This window comes from Nocardia sp. CDC519 (assembly GCF_059509835.1).
In genome coordinates, this window is record NZ_CM183377.1 from 2,651,113 (window position 1) to 2,667,126 (window position 16,014).

Sequence of the window (16,014 nt, forward strand, 5' to 3'; positions counted from 1 at the left end):
TTGAATATGGATTCAGTATTGGAGTTGGTAGGTTGCCTTGTCAAGGAGGTGATGTGGTGGCCAGCCGCAGAGAGCGATCGGTGGAGACCGAACAGGCGCTCAAGGACGCCGCGCGCCGGGTATTCGCCGAACGCGGCTACCTCAACACCAAGATCACCGACATCACCACCGCCGCAGGCCGGGCCGCCGGCTCGTTCTACAACCACTTCGCGAGCAAAGAGGAGCTGCTGCAAGCGCTCCTGGCCGATCTGGCCGAAGTCGGCGACGCGCAGGCCGAACAACCCGAGCACAACCCGGATTTCAGCGACCCGGAGGCAGTGCGCTTCCATATCGCCGCGTACTGGAAGTTCGCCAGAGAACACGCGGTGGTGCTGCGGGCCATGGGGCAGGCGGCGATCGTCAACGAGGATTTCGCGCGCACGCTCGCTCGATTCGGCGTCGAGCAGCGCGCCGATATCGCCGACCACCTGGATGGGCTGGCGGCGAAGGGATTACAGCTGCCCAGCGGGGTGGATGCCAGCCTGGCGATGGTGTTCTACCTCGCCCAGGGCGTTCTCGGCGGGGTGGAGGACGGCTCGGTGCAGCTCTCGGACGACGAGGCGATCGAGGGCTTGACCCGGTTCATCTACCGCGGGCTCACCGGCCGCGACTACTGAACCGCGCCGCGCCTGCTCAGGGCAGCAGCACGATGGACCCGGTGGTCTTGCGGCCCTCCAGATCGCGATGCGCCTGCGCGGCCTCGGCCAGGGGATAGGTCGCGCCGACGCGAATCGCCAAAGCGCCCTCCGCGATCGCTTCGAGCACATCACCGGCCCGCCACAGCAATTCGGCCCGGTCGCGGGTGTAGTGCGCCAGCGTCGGCCGGGTGACGAACAGCGAACCCGCCGCATTGAGCCGTTGCAGATCGAACGGCGGCACCGGGCCGCTCGCGGCCCCGAACAGTGCCAGCATCCCGCGAATCCGCAACGACGCCAGGCTCGCCTCGAAGGTCGCGGCCCCGACGCCGTCGTAGACCGCGGCCACACCGGTGCCGTCGGTCAGAGCGCGTACCCGCTCGGCCAGATCATCGCCGTAGCGCAGCACTTCGGCCGCGCCCGCCGCGCGCGAGAGGGTCTCCTTCTCGTCGGAGGACACCGTGGTGATCACGCGCACGCCGCGCGCGGCCGCCATCTGGGTGAGCAGCAGGCCGACACCGCCGGCGCCGGCGTGCACGAGCACGGTCTCGCCGGGTTCCGGCCGGTAGATCGATTCGATCAGGTAGTGCGCGGTCATGCCCTGCAGCAGCGCCGAGGCCGCGACGGGCGGGTCGACGTCATCGGGCACCGCGACCGCGACGGCCTCGTCGACCGCCACCAGCGGGGCGTAACTGCCGGGCGCGGCCGCCCAGCACACCCGGTCTCCCGGCTGGAACTCGGTGACCTCGGCGCCGACCTGCGCCACCACACCGGTGCCTTCGGCGCCGGGAATGTAGGGGACCGGCTGCTTGTAGGTGCCGGTGCGGATGTAGGTGTCGATGAAGTTGACGCCGATCGCGTCGGTGTCGACCAGCAGTTGACCGGGCCCGATCTGCGGGTCCGGCACCTCGGTGTAGGTGAGAACCTCGGGACCACCGTGCTCGGAAACCTGGATGGCGCGCATGGACTCAGTTCTACACCGAGGGCACCCCGATCCAGCCCACCGCCGGGGTGGAGCTTTTCTTACCCGCCGGTAAACTGCGGGCATGAGTGCAGATGTCGCCACCGTGACCGCGCAGGTCCCGAGTTCCGTCGTGGACTCGGTGAAGAAGTTCGTCGCCGAGCACGGCGGCTCCGCTACCGCCGTCTTGCAGCCGATCGGCCGGATGGGTGTGCGGGTCACCCTGGTCGGTTCCGACGGCATCCTCGGTGACCAGGTGGTCGCCGATCTCGACACCGCGAAGGCGCTGGTCGAGCGGGTGGACGGGCTCAGCGAAGCCGACGAATGGGACCGCGAGCTGACCTCGATCGTCACCCCGCGCACCGGCCACTGGGCCAAGATGGCCGGTTGGGTGGCCAAGCAGACCCGGTTCCCCAAGGCGCGCAACGAGCGATAGCTCACCGGCTTCGGTTTGTGCGCCGTCACAGGCGCACTGCCGCGGCATTGGCTGATGTCACAACTCGGCCGCCAACCCCTACTGGCCGGTAACTATTCGCGTTACCGTGATCACTCCGCGATCAACCTCGGGCCAGAAGGAATCGATATGACGGTCGTCGACTCGACTCGCCCGCGCCTCACCGTTGCCGGCCGCCCGATCACCAGCCAGCTGCGCGATGTGTCGACGCTCTCGCGCCGGATGGTCGGGCACTTCATCGAGCACGTGGCGCCCTGCGGGACCTTGCCGGGTGATGCGCTCCAGGGCGACGTCACCGCGGTGACCCGGGTCTGCCTGGAACTTGCGCTGAATCTGCTCGATGGCCACAACCTGCCGGAGCAGATCGACCAGGTGGGCGAGGCCGCCGCCGAATGGGCCCGCGAGGGCGTACCGATCGACACCATCAATCACGCCATCCACGAGGGCTTCAAACTCGGCCTCGACGCCCTGCTGAGCAATGCCTCGCCGGCCGACTACGCCGATCTGGTGACCACGGCGCGGCGGCTGCTGGAAATCCTGGACACCATCACGACCACGGTCTCGATGGCGTATGTGCGCGAATACCGGTCCGTGGTCAGCGAACACCACACCGCGGTGCACACGCTCACCTCGGCGCTGCTCGGCGGGCACAGCACCTCGACCATGGCCAGGGAGTGCGGGATCGAGATCGCCGCCTCCTACGCGGTTCTGGCGCTGGCGATTCCGCCGCACCCGGATGAGGCCGCGCCCGCGGTCGACGGCAAGATCGTCGCTCGCCGCAAGTTGCGGCGCATCCAGGCCGAACTGGCCACCCGCTGCGGTGATCGGGCGTTGTCGCTGCTGAGCGTCGACGGTGGCACGCTGCTGCTGCCCTCGATCGACGTCGACGACGAGACGCTGGACGAGCTGATCGCCCAGCTCTCGGCCGCCGCGCGAGTGCCGATCACCGCGACCGTGGTCGCGGCCGTGCCCGCCGAGATTCCGGCCGCGTCCGACCAGGCCCATGAGCTGCTCGACACGGTGCAGCGGATCTCCGGGCTCGGCGGGCTGCACCGCTTCAACGATCTGGCGCTCGAATACCAGATCACCCGGCCCGGTCCGGCACGCGAATACCTCAGCGGCATCCTGGATCCGCTCGACGAGCACCCGGAACTGCTGGAGACGCTGCGCCAGCACATCGCCAACAACTTCAACCGGCAGCGCACCGCGCGGTTGATGCATATGCACACCAACACCCTCGACTATCGCCTCAAGCGGGTGCGCATGCTGACCGGCTTCGACCCGACCCAGCCGTCGGGGCTGTGGTATCTCACCTCGGCCCTGGTGGCGCGCAGTTATCGCGGCGCGACGGCTGATTCCGCCTGATCCTTCCGGCCCCCAGGGAACCCAGGGGGCCGAAGCTTTGTCGGTTGAGCGGCACACGAGTCGCGCATCACAGGCAATTTGGTTGTGCGCAACTTAATTGCCCACTACCGTTCAGTGGTGGAGGTGGTGACCGATGACCGATATCGATGAGCTCGCACTCGACAACCAGGTGTGCTTCGCGCTGTACTCCGCGTCGCGGGCGATGATCCGTCTGTATCGGCCGCTGTTGGATGAGCTCGGCCTGACCTATCCGCAGTACCTGGTGATGCTGGTGCTGTGGGAGCGCGGTGAGGTGAGCGTCAAGGAACTCGGCGCGGCGCTGGAACTGGATTCCGGCACGCTCTCGCCGCTGCTCAAACGGCTCGAATCCACCGGAATGGTGCAGCGCAGGCGCGCCGCGGGCGACGAGCGCTCGGTGCTGGTCGAGGCCACGCCCGAGGGCCGGGCGCTGCGCGAACGCGCCAAGGCCGTGCCCCGCCGGATCGGCTGCGCGACCGGCCTGGACGCCTCCGAACTCGCCGGCTTCCGGGCGCAATTGCGCGCGGTCACCGCATTCATCGACAACCAGCAACTGGTGCTGGACAACCCCGAGGAGAACGCATGACCACCCTGTACACCGCCGAAGCCACCGCGACCGGCGCAGGCCGCGGCGGACACGTCCGCTCCACCGACGCCGCGCTTGACCTCGATCTGAGCATCCCGAAGGAACTCGGTGGCGCGGGCGGCACGGGCACCAATCCCGAGCAGTTGTTCGCGGCCGGATTCGCGGCCTGCTTCCACAGTGCGTTGCAGGTGGTGGCGCGCCGGGAGAAGGTCGCCCTCGACGGCACCTCGGTCACCGGCGCGGTCGGCATCGGCCCGGACGGCGCGGGCTACGGACTCACGGTGGCGTTGACCGTCGATCTGCCGGGCATCGAGCGCGCGCAGGGTGAGGCACTCATCGCGGCCGCCCATCAGGTGTGCCCGTACTCCAACGCCACTCGCGGCAATATCGACGTCCAGCTCACGCTGGCCTGATCGAGCGGCGGTGTCGGCGGCCGAACGCCGCTGCGCCTCCGGGCTCGGCGAGGGCCGTCAGGGCGAGTCGGACGCACCAGCCCGTCAGGGAACGCGAGGCGGGGTGCGATCAGGCGGCCGAGACCGCCGGATCGGCGGCCGGAGCCTCGACGCGTTCCCTGGTCCGCAGCGACGCCCACAGTGCGGCGGTGGCGGCAGTGCAGGCCGCCGCACCGCCCACATGCAGCACGACGAGCGCGGCGGGCACATCGGTGAAGTACTGCACCACACCGATGAGCCCCTGCGCGAGCACCAGACCGAGCAGCACCCACATCCGGGTCCGCACCGGTTTCGGTGCCCCGATCGCCAGCAGCCCGAAGGCCAGGCCGATGAGCAGGGCGAGATAGCCGACCAGCAGCTGCGAATGCAGATGCACCAGCGTCACGATCTCGACCTCGAGCCGTTCGACCGGGCGGTCGATGCTCTTGTCGCCCGCATGCGGGCCCGCGGCGGTGACGAGGGTGCCCGCGATCAGGGTGCCCGCGAGGGCGGCGCCACTCAGCACCGTCAGCCAGCGCAGGGGAGCGGGTGCGCGGACGGTCTCCACGCCGTCGTCCGGCTCGCTGATCTTGGCATACATGACCACCGCGAGCCACACCATCACCATCGACGCCAGCAGATGCACCGCGACGGTCCACCAGAGCAGACCGGTGCGCACCGTGATACCGCCGATGATGGCCTGAACGACCGTGCCGCCGGGCATCAGCCAGGCGTAGATCAGCACTTCGCGCCTGCGTCGTGCTCTGGTCACCGCGAGCACGATGAGCGCGGCGAACAGCGTCACCACGAAGGTGAGCAGCCGGTTGCCGAACTCGACGGTCTGGTGCAGGACCGGCACCTCGGACACACCCACCGGTGTGAAGCTGCCTGGGAAACATTGCGGCCAGGTGGGGCAGCCGAGGCCGGAGGCGGTGACGCGCACGATGGCGCCGGTCACCGAGATGCCTGCCTGCGAGGCGATCACCCCGGCGGCGATCAGCAGCTGGCCGCGCTGGGACAGCAGCGGCAGGCGGTCGACGAGACGCAGGAACGCGCGATACAGCACGTCACGATGGTAGCGGCACCGCTGAGGCGGCCCGCAGGCGGACTACTACAAGCCGTCGTTTGATCGTGGCCGGGAACCCGAGCGGTTCGCCGCAGCCGGTGCCGACGCCGACCCTCTCAGTGGAAGCGGAAGAACCGGGTGGCCAGGAAACCGCAGATCAGACCCCATGCCACGAGTACGGCGACGCCGAACCAGTCGATGCTGTCGCGCAGCGCGTCCTCCAACGCCACCGCCATCGCACCCGAGGGAATCAACCGCGCCAGCACGCTCACCGCGGTCGGCAGGTCGTCGGAGGCGAACACCACGGTGGCCACGCCGAGCATGACGAACCACAGCACATTCGCCAGCGCCAGCACCACTTCGGCCTTGAGCGTGCCGCCCAGCAGCAGACCCATCGTGGCGAAGGTAGCCGTGCCGAGCGCGATCACCACCGCGCCGAGCAGCAGCCCCGCCGGTTCCGGCCGCCAGCCGAGGGCGGCGCCGATCAGGCCGAGCAGCACCGCCTGCAACACCACCACGATCAGCACCGCGGCGCTCTTACCGGCGACGATGCCCCATTTCGGCAACGCGGTCGCCCCGATCCGTTTGAGGGCGCCGTAGCGGCGGTCGAAACCGACCGCGATCGCCTGCCCGGTGAACGCCGTCGACATCACCGCGACCATCATCACCGCGGGCACGATCTGATCGACCCGATCGGTGCCGAGATCGCCGAACGGCAGCAGAGTGAGCCCGATCAGCAGGGTGATCGGAATCAGCATCGTGAGCAGCAGTTGCTCACCGTTGCGCAGCAACAGGATCAGCTCGAGCCGGGTCTGCGCGGCCAGCATGGTGGCGCGCTTGTTCGGGCGCGGCGCGGGCGTGAAGGTGCCCGCGGGGAAGCGGTTGGTGCTGAGATCGGGTTTGGTCATCCGCGCAGATCCCGTCCGGTGAGTTCCAGGAAGACGTCCTCGAGGCGGCGTTGATCGATGCGGATATCGGTGGCCAGCACATTCACCCGGGCGCACCACGCCGTCACCGTTGCCAGTACCTGCGGATCGATCTCACCCTCCACCAGGTAGCAGCCGGGGCTCGTCTCGCGCGGCGAGAAGCCTTCCGGCAGGGCGGTTTTCAGCAGTTCCAGATCGAGCTTCGGTGGCGCGGTGAAGCGCAGCTGGCCGGCCGCGCCGTGTGCGGTCACCTCGGCGGGCGTGCCCGCGGCGACGATGCGGCCGTGGTCGATGATCACCAGTTGATCGGCCAGCTCTTCGGCCTCGTCCATCATGTGCGTGGTGAGCACGATGGTGACGCCGTCGCGGCGCAGCGCATCGATCAACTCCCACACCATGATCCGGGCCTGGGCGTCCAGGCCCGCGGTGGGTTCGTCGAGGAACACGATCTCCGGGCGGCCCACCAGCGCGCAGGCCAGCGACAGCCGCTGCTGCTGACCGCCGGACAACCGGCGGTAGGGGGTGCGGCGGTTGTCGTCGAGGCCGAGGGTGCGCAGCAACCACTCGGGGTCGAGCGGGTCGGCGGAGTAGGAGGCGACCAGGTCGAGCATTTCCCCGGCCTTGGCGCCGGGATAGGCGCCGCCGCCCTGCAACATCACGCCGATGCGCGGGCGCAGCCGGTCGGAGTCGGCGATCGGATCGAGGCCGAGCACACGGACGGTGCCTGCGTCGGGGGTGACGAAACCCTCGCACATCTCGACAGTGGTGGTCTTGCCCGCGCCGTTGGGCCCGAGGAGCGCGAGTACCTGGGCGCGTTCGACGTCGAATCCGACCCCGTCGACCGCCGTGGTCTCGCCGTAGCGCTTGACGACGCCGTCGACGCGCACGGCGGGTCCGGAGGCTTCGGTCACGATCTCACACCGTAAGCCGTGGCCGGCTGTGACCGGGCAGACACCCCTGTCTGGGCCCGCCACGGCAGCGCGTTGCGCGTCACCACGATGAACAGCACGCACACAATGGTGGTGGCGATGGCCGCGCCGACGATCTGGAAAACCTCCATATCCGCCCCGCGCGGCATCTGCAGCACGCTGACCACCGCCGACAGCGCCACCGCAGGCACGCGGAAGATGGGCCGGGTGGCCCACGCGGCCAGCGGCACGATCGCCCACAGCAGATACCACGGCTGCACCACCGGGAACAGCAGCACGATCGCACCCATCGAGACCCCGAGCGCGCCGACCGGATGCAGCCGGCCGGTGCCGGTCGCCACCAGCATGCGCACGGTGACGAATCCGGCGGCCACCGCGGCGATCGGACGGGTGATGCTCAGCAGGGCGGTGGTGTGGTCGCCGAGCCCGAGCAGCACTCCGCCGAACCCGGTGATGATGCCGAGCGCGGTGGGCAGCGACATCCAGCTGCGCACCGCGTTGGCCACGCTCAAGGTCTGCGTCCAGCCGAATCCGAGCCCGCTGGCGAGGCTGACGAACAGTGTTGTCGCCAGGGCTATCACGCCGAGTAGCGCGGCGGCGGTGACCAGCTGCCTGAACCCGCCGCCCCACCGTCTGGCCAGCGCCATCCCGACGAACCCGAGCGCTATCAGGGAGGTGATCTTCACCGACGACGACAGCGAAATGACCACGGCGCCGGCGATGAGCAGGGCATAGGCCCGCCGGTCGAACGGATGGGTGTCCTCGATGGCGCGCAGGGTCAGTTCGACGCCGGCCAGCATCAGCCCGAGCATCAGCGCATCGTTGTGCACACCGCCGACCAGATGGAACAGCACCAGCGGGTTCGCGGCGCCCAGCCACAGCGCGCTCACCGGCGCCACACCGCAGCGCACCGACAGCCGCGGCAGCGCCCATACGATCAACGCGACACCGGCCAGCGCGAGCAGGCGATGCACCCAGACTCCGGCGATGATGTTGTCGCCGGTGACGGTGGCGATACCGCGGCCCATCCACAGGAACAGCGGACCGTACGGGGCGGGGGTGTCGCGCCAGATCGTCGGCACATTGTTGGTGAGGACGTTATCGATGCCGAGCCCGGCGACCGGTCCTTCCTTATAGGGATCGATACCGCGGGCGGCGATCTCGCTCTGCGCGAGATAGGAGTAGACGTCGTTGCTGAACAGGGGAGGCGCGACGCTGAGCGGGATGATCCACAGCAGCAGGGTGCGATCCATCTGCGAGCGGGTGAGCCGGTGGATGGGCGCGCCGCCGATGCCGCCGACGGCGAAGCGGCCGAGCAGCAGCCAGGCCAGTACCACGACGACGGTGCCGACCATGCACATGGCCAGCGAGCCGGTATGCGCGCGGGCGAAGATCCCGAGCACCCGCACTCCGGAGGTGGGATTCTGGTGCACCGGCTGGGCGCCGATGCCGAGCGCGCTGATGGCCATGAGGACGGTGCCGGTGGCGCCGAGCAGCCGGATCCGGTTCAGCTGCACCGTTTCCTTGCGGTCGAGACCGGGCACCTCGGATTCGTCACGGTGCAGCACCGCGATGGTGTGATCCGCCGCCGGTGCGTCCAGCCCCAGTGCCCGGCGCACCAGCGTCGATGTCTTGCGCCGCGCGCCTTCCAGTACCGCCACGAGAGGCAAGCGTAATGGGGCGAGCGTGGTTGTCTCCCGGCGACAGCCTGGGCGCATGGGCGAAGTGAACGCAACGGTGGCGGGGTGCTCCGGGACGCCGGTAGTGGCCGGGCCGCAGTGGCAAACCACCAGCATCCGGCGTTGTCCGGTGGGCGACCTCGGTGGCCGCGGGAGGTCCCGGCGATCTGCGCGGGGGCCGAGCCACGTGCTCGTTGGCCGCCCAGAGGGAAGTGGCACCGGCCGGACCAGCGTTGCCGGGTGGTGATGATGTGCGGTTCCCCGGAACACGGGGGAGTGATTTGCTTCACCTTTCGGAGTCGGCCAGTGCGGCATGACCTGCGGGTTCGATGCGAAACCGGAGGTGAGGCGGCTGTGACCGGCGGTCCTGGCCGAATGCCGACGTCCGAGGTCAGGGGACCCTTATTAGATTTCGGGAACGAATTCCGCCACACTGATGTTGTGAAAACCGTGGGTTTGCCGAACGCCGATGAAAGGGCTGGTCACCGGGCCGGTACCGCATCGAGTGCTGCGCCCGCGACGTCCGGTGAAGGTCATACCCGCGCGGCCATCGTCCAGCTGCTGCTGGAAGAGGGACCGATCACCGCGACCGCGATCAGCGCCAGGCTCGGGCTCACTCCCGCCGGCGTGCGCCGTCACCTCGACGCGCTCATCGACTCCGGTCAGGCCCGTGCGAGCCGGTCGGCGCCGTGGCAGCAGAAGGGCCGCGGCCGTCCCGCCAAGCAGTACCAGCTCACCGCCGCCGGGCGCGGCCGTCTCGGCCACGCCTACGACGATCTGGCCGGCGCCGCGATCCGCCAGCTCGGCGAGATCGGCGGCGAGAAGGCCATCACCGAGTTCGCCCGCAAACGGGCCAGGACTATCGTGTCGGGGATCGATCCGGTGCGCGAGCACACTCAGGCCGATACCGAGGCCAAGGCCGAGGAGATCGCCGAGGCGTTCACCGACGCGGGCTTCGCCGCGACCACCCGCAAGGTGGGCACGGGCGTGCAGATCTGCCAGCATCACTGCCCGGTCTCGCACGTGGCCGAGGAGTTCCCGCAGCTGTGCCAGGCCGAGCTCGAGGCGTTCCGGGAACTGCTCGGTACGCACGTGCAGCGGTTGGCCACCATCGCCAACGGCGATTGCGCCTGCACGACGCACGTGCCGCTGCTGGTACTCACCCCCGGCCAGGTGAACCACGAACCGGCCACCGAACCGAATACAGCCTCTCCATCAGCCGTTGCACAGCCCGCAACGGAAGCAACGATCGACTCCGGAAGGAGTGCCGAATGACGACGACCACCGACCAGGTGCAACCGCTCACCCAGGAAGAGACCATCGCTTCGCTGGGCAAATACGGTTACGGCTGGGCCGATTCGGATGTGGCCGGTGCCAGCGCGCAACGAGGCCTGTCCGAGGCTGTCGTCCGCGACATCTCGGCCAAGAAGAACGAGCAGCCCTGGATGCTCGAGCAGCGGCTCAAGGCGCTGCGCATCTTCGATCGCAAGCCCATGCCGAACTGGGGTTCCAACCTCGACGGCATCGACTTCGACAACATCAAGTACTTCGTGCGCTCCTCGGAGAAGCAGGCCGAGACCTGGGAAGACCTGCCCGAGGACATCAAGAACACCTACGACAAGCTCGGCATCCCGGAAGCGGAGAAGCAGCGCCTGGTCGCCGGTGTCGCCGCGCAGTACGAGTCCGAGGTCGTCTACCACTCCATCCGTGAGGATCTGGAGAAGCAGGGCGTCATCTTCCTCGACACCGACACCGGCCTGCGCGAGCACCCGGAGATCTTCGAGCAGTACTTCGGCTCGGTGATCCCCGCCGGTGACAACAAGTTCTCCGCGCTGAACACCGCGGTGTGGTCGGGTGGCTCGTTCATCTACGTGCCGCCGGGCGTGCACGTCGACATTCCGCTGCAAGCCTACTTCCGGATCAACACCGAGAACATGGGCCAGTTCGAGCGGACCCTGATCATCGTCGACGAGGGCGCCTACGTGCACTACGTCGAGGGCTGCACCGCGCCGATCTACAAGTCCGACTCGCTGCACTCGGCGGTCGTGGAGATCATCGTGAAGAAGGGCGGCCGCTGCCGCTACACCACCATCCAGAACTGGTCCAACAACGTCTACAACCTGGTCACCAAGCGGGCCAAGGCCGAGGCGGGCGCGACCATGGAATGGATCGACGGCAATATCGGCTCCAAGGTCACCATGAAGTACCCGGCGGTCTGGATGACCGGCGAGCACGCCAAGGGTGAGGTGCTCTCGGTCGCCTTCGCCGGCGAGGGCCAGCACCAGGACACCGGCGCGAAGATGCTGCACCTGGCGCCGCACACCTCCTCGACCATCGTGTCGAAGTCGGTGGCGCGCGGTGGCGGCCGGGCCTCCTACCGCGGCCTGGTCCAGGTCAACAAGGGCGCGCACGGCTCCAAGTCGACGGTGAAGTGCGATGCGCTGCTGGTCGACACGATCAGCCGCTCCGACACCTACCCCTACGTCGACATCCGCGAGGACGACGTGACCATGGGCCACGAGGCTACGGTCTCCAAGGTCTCCGAGGATCAGCTGTTCTACCTGATGAGCCGCGGTCTGACCGAGGACGAGGCGATGGCCATGGTGGTGCGTGGGTTCGTCGAGCCCATCGCCAAGGAACTGCCGATGGAATACGCGTTGGAACTGAACCGGCTCATCGAGCTGCAGATGGAAGGAGCCGTCGGCTGATGGCAACTGGTGTGGTGGGTGCGGTCGAGGGCGAGAACCCCAAGACCGTGCCGATTCAGAACCCGGGAGCTACGGCCGCGGTCAACAAGGGCGAGGTCTTCACCTCCTACGACGTCAACGCCTTCGAGATCCCCTCGGGCCGCGACGAGGAGTGGCGATTCACGCCGCTGCGCCGGCTGCGCGGACTGCACGACGGCACCGCGGTGCGTGACGGCGCCGCCACGATCGAGGTCGGCTCGGTCGAGGGCGTGCGCGTGGAAACCGTCGGACGCGACGACGCGCGCCTCGGGCAGGCCGGAGTGCCCGCCGATCGGGTCGCGGCGCAGGCCTACTCGGGCTTCGACGAGGCGACCGTGGTGTCGGTCGGCGCGGAGACCGAGGTCGCCGAACCCGTCGTCGTCACCGTGACCGGCCCGGGGGAGGGCAAGACCGCCTACGGGCATCTGCAGATCCGGCTGGATCCCTTCGCCGTCGCCACGGTGGTGATCGACCAGCGTGGCAGCGGAACCTATGCCGAGAACGTGGAATTCGTGCTCGCCGACAGCGCCAAGCTGACCGTCGTCGCGGTGCAGGACTGGGCCGACGACGCCGTCAACGCGACCGCGCACCACGCCGAGCTGGGTCGCGACGCGACGCTGCGGCACATCGCGGTCACCCTCGGCGGCGATCTCGTCCGGCTCACCGGCACCGTGAAATACGACGGACCCGGCGGCGACGCCGAACTGCTCGGCCTCTACTTCGCCGACGCCGGCCAGCACTTCGAACAGCGGCTGCTGGTGGACCACTCGCAGCCCAACTGCAAATCGAACGTGCTGTACAAGGGCGCGCTGCAGGGCGACCCGGATTCGCCCAAGGGCGATGCCAGGACGGTCTGGGTCGGCGATGTGCTGATCCGCGCGGCCGCCGAAGGCACCGACACCTTCGAGGTCAACCGCAACCTGGTGCTCACCGACGGCGCCCGCGCCGACTCGGTGCCCAACCTGGAGATCGAGACCGGCGAGATCGCCGGCGCCGGCCACGCCAGCGCCACCGGCCGTTTCGACGACGAGCAGCTGTTCTACCTGCGCGCTCGCGGCATCCCCGAGGACGTCGCCCGCCGTCTGGTGGTGCGCGGCTTCTTCCACGAGATCATCCAGAAGATCGCGGTCCCCGAGGTCCGGGAGCGGCTCGAGGCGGCCATCGAGGCCGAACTCGCCGCGATCGGCGCCTGATACCAGCCCCCGAACTTTCGTAAAGGAACTCCATGACCACCCTGGAAATCAAGGACCTGCACGCCGAGGTCGCCAACCCCGACGAGACCGGCGAGCCCATCAAAATCCTCAAGGGCGTGAACCTCACCGTGCGCTCCGGTGAGACCCACGCCATCATGGGGCCCAACGGTTCCGGCAAGTCCACGCTGTCCTACGCGATCGCCGGCCATCCCAAGTACACGGTGACCTCCGGCTCGATCACCCTCGACGGGGAAGACGTGCTGGAGATGTCGGTCGACGAGCGCGCGCGGGCGGGCCTGTTCCTGGCCATGCAGTATCCCGTCGAGGTGCCGGGCGTCTCGATGTCGAACTTCCTGCGCACCGCCGCCACCGCCGTGCGCGGTGAGGCCCCCAAGCTGCGGCACTGGGTCAAGGAGGTGAAGGAGTCGATGAGCGAGCTCGAGATCGACGCCGCCTTCGCCGACCGCAGCGTCAACGAGGGCTTCTCCGGCGGTGAGAAGAAGCGCCACGAGATCTTGCAGCTGGGCCTGCTCAAGCCGAAGATCGCGATCCTGGACGAGACCGACTCCGGCCTCGACGTCGACGCGCTGCGCATCGTGTCCGAGGGCGTGAACCGCTACAAGGAGCGCGAGAACGGCGGCGTGCTGCTGATCACGCACTACACCCGCATCCTGCGCTACATCCAGCCGGAGTTCGTGCACGTGTTCGTCGGCGGCCGCATCGTCGCCGAGGGCGGCGCCGAACTGGCCGAGGAACTCGACGCCAACGGCTACGTCCGCTTCACTCAGTCCGCCACCGCTGGAGCCTGATATGACCGCTACGGTCCGCACCCTCGACGTGGCCCGGGTCCGGGCCGACTTCCCGATCCTGAACCGCACGGTCCGGGACGGGAAACCGTTGGTGTACCTGGACTCCGGCGCCACCTCGCAGCGCCCGCTCGCGGTGCTCGACGCCGAACGCGCCTACATCATGGAGAGCAATTCCGCGGTGCATCGCGGCGCGCATCAGCTCTCCGAAGAGGCCACCGACGCCTATGAGGCCGCGCGGGCCGATATCGCGCGGTTCGTCGGCGTCGACGCGGGTGAGATCGTGTTCACCAAGAACGCGACCGAATCGCTGAACCTGGTCACCAACGCCTTCGGCGACGACCGCTTCCCGTACCACGTGGGCCCTGGCGACGAGATCGTCATCACCGAGCTCGAACACCACGCGAATCTGGTGCCGTGGCAGGAGCTGTCGCGCCGTACCGGGGCGACGCTGAAGTGGTACGGCGTCACCGAGGACGGGCGCATCGATCTCGATTCGCTGGAACTGACCCCGGCGACCAAGGTCGTGGCCTTCACCCATCAGTCCAACGTGACCGGTGCGATCGCGCCCGTCGCCGAACTGGTGCGCCGCGCGCGTGCCGTCGGCGCCCTCGTCGTGCTCGACGCCTGCCAGTCGGTGCCGCATATGCCGGTCGACTTCCGGGAGCTCGACGTCGATTTCGCCGCGTTCTCCGGGCACAAGATGCTCGGCCCGTCCGGCGTCGGTGTGCTGTTCGGCAAGCGGGCCCTGCTCGAGGAGACCCCGCCCTTCCTCACCGGCGGTTCGATGATCGAGACCGTCACCATGGAGCGCAGCACCTACGCGCCGCCGCCGCAGCGGTTCGAGGCCGGTGTGCCGATGACCTCGCAGGTGATCGGCCTGGCCGCGGCCGTGCGGTACCTGGACGCCATCGGCATGGAAGCCGTCGCCGCGCATGAGCACACCCTCGTCGACGCCGCGCTCGCCGGGCTGGGCGAGATCGACGGCGTGCGGATCATCGGCCCCACCGAGAACGTCGACCGCGGTGGCGCGGTGGCGTTCCTGGTCGACGGTGTGCACGCCCACGATGTCGGCCAGATCCTCGACGATCAGGGTGTGGCGATCCGGGTGGGCCACCACTGCGCGTGGCCGCTGCACCGCCGGTTCGGCATCGCGGCCACCGCGCGGGCCTCGTTCGCGGTCTACAACACCGTCGACGAGGTCGAGCAACTGGTCGCCGCCGTGCGGAAGGCGCAGAGCTTCTTCGGGGTTGGATAAGTCATGCGCATGGAGCAGATGTACCAGGAAGTGATCCTGGATCACTACAAACACCCGCACCACCGCGGGCTGCGGGAGCCGTTCGGTGCCGAGGTGCACCACGTCAACCCGACCTGCGGCGACGAGGTGACCCTGCGCGTCCAGCTGGACGACAACGGCGACGTCGCCGATGTGTCCTACGAGGGGCAGGGCTGTTCGATCAGCCAGGCCGCCACCTCGATCCTCACCGATCAGGTGATCGGGCTGCCGGTGCAGCAGGCGCTGAAGGTGGTCGACTCCTACAACGAGATGATCTCCAGCCGTGGCACCGTCGAGGGCGATGAGGACATGATCGGCGACGGCATCGCCTTGGCGGGCGTCGCCAAGTACCCGGCGCGGGTCAAATGCGCGCTGCTCGGCTGGATGGCGTTCAAGGACGCGGTGGTCCGCATCACCTCCGCCGAGGACGCCAAGCGGACAATGGGCAGTGATCGGTCCACGAATGGGGAAACGTCATGAGTGAAACAGAGACCACCGAAGCCGCCGCCCCGGCCGAGCTGTCGGCCGAGGAGATCAAGCACCTCGAGGACATCGAGGAGGCGATGCGTGACGTCGTCGACCCCGAACTCGGCATCAATGTCGTCGACCTCGGGCTGGTCTACGGCATGCAGGTGGATCAGGACAATGTCGCCACCCTCGACATGACCCTCACCTCCGCCGCCTGCCCGCTGACCGACGTCATCGAGGATCAGTCCCGCAATGCGCTGGTGCGCAGCGGCCTGGTCGAGGACCTGAAGATCAACTGGGTCTGGATGCCGCCGTGGGGTCCGGACAAGATCACCGACGACGGCCGCGAGCAGTTGCGCGCGCTCGGGTTCACCGTCTAGCCGCACCCCGATACGTTCTCCCGTGACCACCGTGCTCGAGCACGGTGGTCACGGTCGTCTCAGGACTCGGTGGGCC

At 68.5% G+C, this 16,014-nt stretch carries 17 protein-coding genes; 12 read left to right on the plus strand and 5 right to left on the minus strand.

All coding sequences use genetic code 11. From position 1 onward, the window contains the following. Positions 1 to 56: 56 nt before the first annotated feature. Positions 57 to 656, plus strand: a complete 600-nt coding sequence (locus tag AC5W7N_RS11915; RefSeq protein ID WP_309139025.1) for a TetR/AcrR family transcriptional regulator — start codon at positions 57 to 59, stop codon at positions 654 to 656. Between the two features lie 16 nt (positions 657 to 672). Here the strand turns inward: AC5W7N_RS11915 and AC5W7N_RS11920 are convergent, their stop codons facing one another. Then, on the minus strand, positions 673 to 1,638 hold the full coding sequence (locus AC5W7N_RS11920; RefSeq protein ID WP_194991891.1) for a quinone oxidoreductase family protein: 966 nt from the start codon (positions 1,636 to 1,638) through the stop codon (positions 673 to 675). Between the two features lie 82 nt (positions 1,639 to 1,720). On the opposite strand from AC5W7N_RS11920, the gene AC5W7N_RS11925 reads away from it, so the two are divergent. The 4 genes from AC5W7N_RS11925 to AC5W7N_RS11940 all read left to right on the plus strand — a co-directional run bounded on the left by AC5W7N_RS11925 (position 1,721) and on the right by AC5W7N_RS11940 (position 4,471). Continuing rightward, positions 1,721 to 2,071 carry a hypothetical protein gene (locus tag AC5W7N_RS11925; protein ID WP_163815544.1) on the plus strand — a complete coding sequence of 117 codons (351 nt, stop codon included), beginning with the start codon at positions 1,721 to 1,723 and terminating at the stop codon, positions 2,069 to 2,071. 147 nt (positions 2,072 to 2,218) lie between these two features. After that, positions 2,219 to 3,454 (plus strand): PucR family transcriptional regulator, encoded by a 1,236-nt coding sequence (locus AC5W7N_RS11930; RefSeq protein ID WP_163815542.1) that lies wholly within the window; start codon positions 2,219 to 2,221, stop codon positions 3,452 to 3,454. Positions 3,455 to 3,587: 133 nt separating this feature from the next. Next, positions 3,588 to 4,058 (plus strand): MarR family winged helix-turn-helix transcriptional regulator, encoded by a 471-nt coding sequence (locus tag AC5W7N_RS11935; protein ID WP_194991893.1) that lies wholly within the window; start codon positions 3,588 to 3,590, stop codon positions 4,056 to 4,058. Then, entirely contained in the window at positions 4,055 to 4,471 is a 417-nt protein-coding gene (locus AC5W7N_RS11940) for an organic hydroperoxide resistance protein (protein WP_163815537.1), read from the plus strand. Before AC5W7N_RS11935 ends, AC5W7N_RS11940 begins: the two co-directional genes overlap by 4 nt. 109 nt (positions 4,472 to 4,580) lie before the next feature. Here the strand turns inward: AC5W7N_RS11940 and AC5W7N_RS11945 are convergent, their stop codons facing one another. From AC5W7N_RS11945 to mptB, 4 genes are all read right to left on the minus strand, one after another. Continuing rightward, the gene (locus AC5W7N_RS11945; protein WP_194991894.1) at positions 4,581 to 5,555 is read right to left on the minus strand and encodes a COX15/CtaA family protein; all 975 of its coding nucleotides are present in this window, start codon (positions 5,553 to 5,555) and stop codon (positions 4,581 to 4,583) included. 116 nt (positions 5,556 to 5,671) lie between these two features. Further along, positions 5,672 to 6,463 carry an ABC transporter permease gene (locus tag AC5W7N_RS11950; protein ID WP_163815533.1) on the minus strand — a complete coding sequence of 264 codons (792 nt, stop codon included), beginning with the start codon at positions 6,461 to 6,463 and terminating at the stop codon, positions 5,672 to 5,674. Beyond that, positions 6,460 to 7,392, minus strand: coding sequence for an ABC transporter ATP-binding protein (locus AC5W7N_RS11955; RefSeq protein ID WP_163815531.1), 933 nt, complete (start codon positions 7,390 to 7,392; stop codon positions 6,460 to 6,462). The genes AC5W7N_RS11950 and AC5W7N_RS11955 overlap by 4 nt, the downstream gene beginning before the upstream one ends. Further along, complete coding sequence (gene mptB, locus AC5W7N_RS11960) at positions 7,389 to 9,128, minus strand: polyprenol phosphomannose-dependent alpha 1,6 mannosyltransferase MptB (RefSeq protein ID WP_178128209.1); 1,740 nt, start codon at positions 9,126 to 9,128, stop codon at positions 7,389 to 7,391. Before mptB ends, AC5W7N_RS11955 begins: the two co-directional genes overlap by 4 nt. 336 nt (positions 9,129 to 9,464) lie before the next feature. On the opposite strand from mptB, the gene AC5W7N_RS11965 reads away from it, so the two are divergent. The 7 genes from AC5W7N_RS11965 to AC5W7N_RS11995 are packed head-to-tail and all read left to right on the plus strand — an operon-like array spanning position 9,465 to position 15,938. Beyond that, positions 9,465 to 10,364 (plus strand): helix-turn-helix transcriptional regulator, encoded by a 900-nt coding sequence (locus tag AC5W7N_RS11965; protein WP_194992455.1) that lies wholly within the window; start codon positions 9,465 to 9,467, stop codon positions 10,362 to 10,364. Continuing rightward, entirely contained in the window at positions 10,361 to 11,797 is a 1,437-nt protein-coding gene (sufB, locus tag AC5W7N_RS11970; RefSeq protein WP_036537753.1) for a Fe-S cluster assembly protein SufB, read from the plus strand. Before AC5W7N_RS11965 ends, sufB begins: the two co-directional genes overlap by 4 nt. Continuing rightward, a complete protein-coding gene (gene sufD / locus AC5W7N_RS11975) occupies positions 11,797 to 13,008 on the plus strand; it encodes a Fe-S cluster assembly protein SufD (protein WP_163815522.1) in 1,212 nt (403 codons plus the stop codon). The genes sufB and sufD overlap by 1 nt, the downstream gene beginning before the upstream one ends. A 32-nt stretch (positions 13,009 to 13,040) precedes the next feature. Then, positions 13,041 to 13,817, plus strand: a complete 777-nt coding sequence (sufC, locus tag AC5W7N_RS11980; protein WP_036537750.1) for a Fe-S cluster assembly ATPase SufC — start codon at positions 13,041 to 13,043, stop codon at positions 13,815 to 13,817. Position 13,818: 1 nt separating this feature from the next. Beyond that, positions 13,819 to 15,072, plus strand: coding sequence for a cysteine desulfurase (locus AC5W7N_RS11985; RefSeq protein ID WP_163815520.1), 1,254 nt, complete (start codon positions 13,819 to 13,821; stop codon positions 15,070 to 15,072). A 3-nt stretch (positions 15,073 to 15,075) separates the two neighbouring features. Continuing rightward, positions 15,076 to 15,570, plus strand: coding sequence for a Fe-S cluster assembly sulfur transfer protein SufU (gene sufU, locus AC5W7N_RS11990; RefSeq protein ID WP_036537748.1), 495 nt, complete (start codon positions 15,076 to 15,078; stop codon positions 15,568 to 15,570). Next, positions 15,567 to 15,938, plus strand: coding sequence for a metal-sulfur cluster assembly factor (locus AC5W7N_RS11995; protein WP_014351642.1), 372 nt, complete (start codon positions 15,567 to 15,569; stop codon positions 15,936 to 15,938). The genes sufU and AC5W7N_RS11995 overlap by 4 nt, the downstream gene beginning before the upstream one ends. Positions 15,939 to 16,014: the final 76 nt, after the last annotated feature.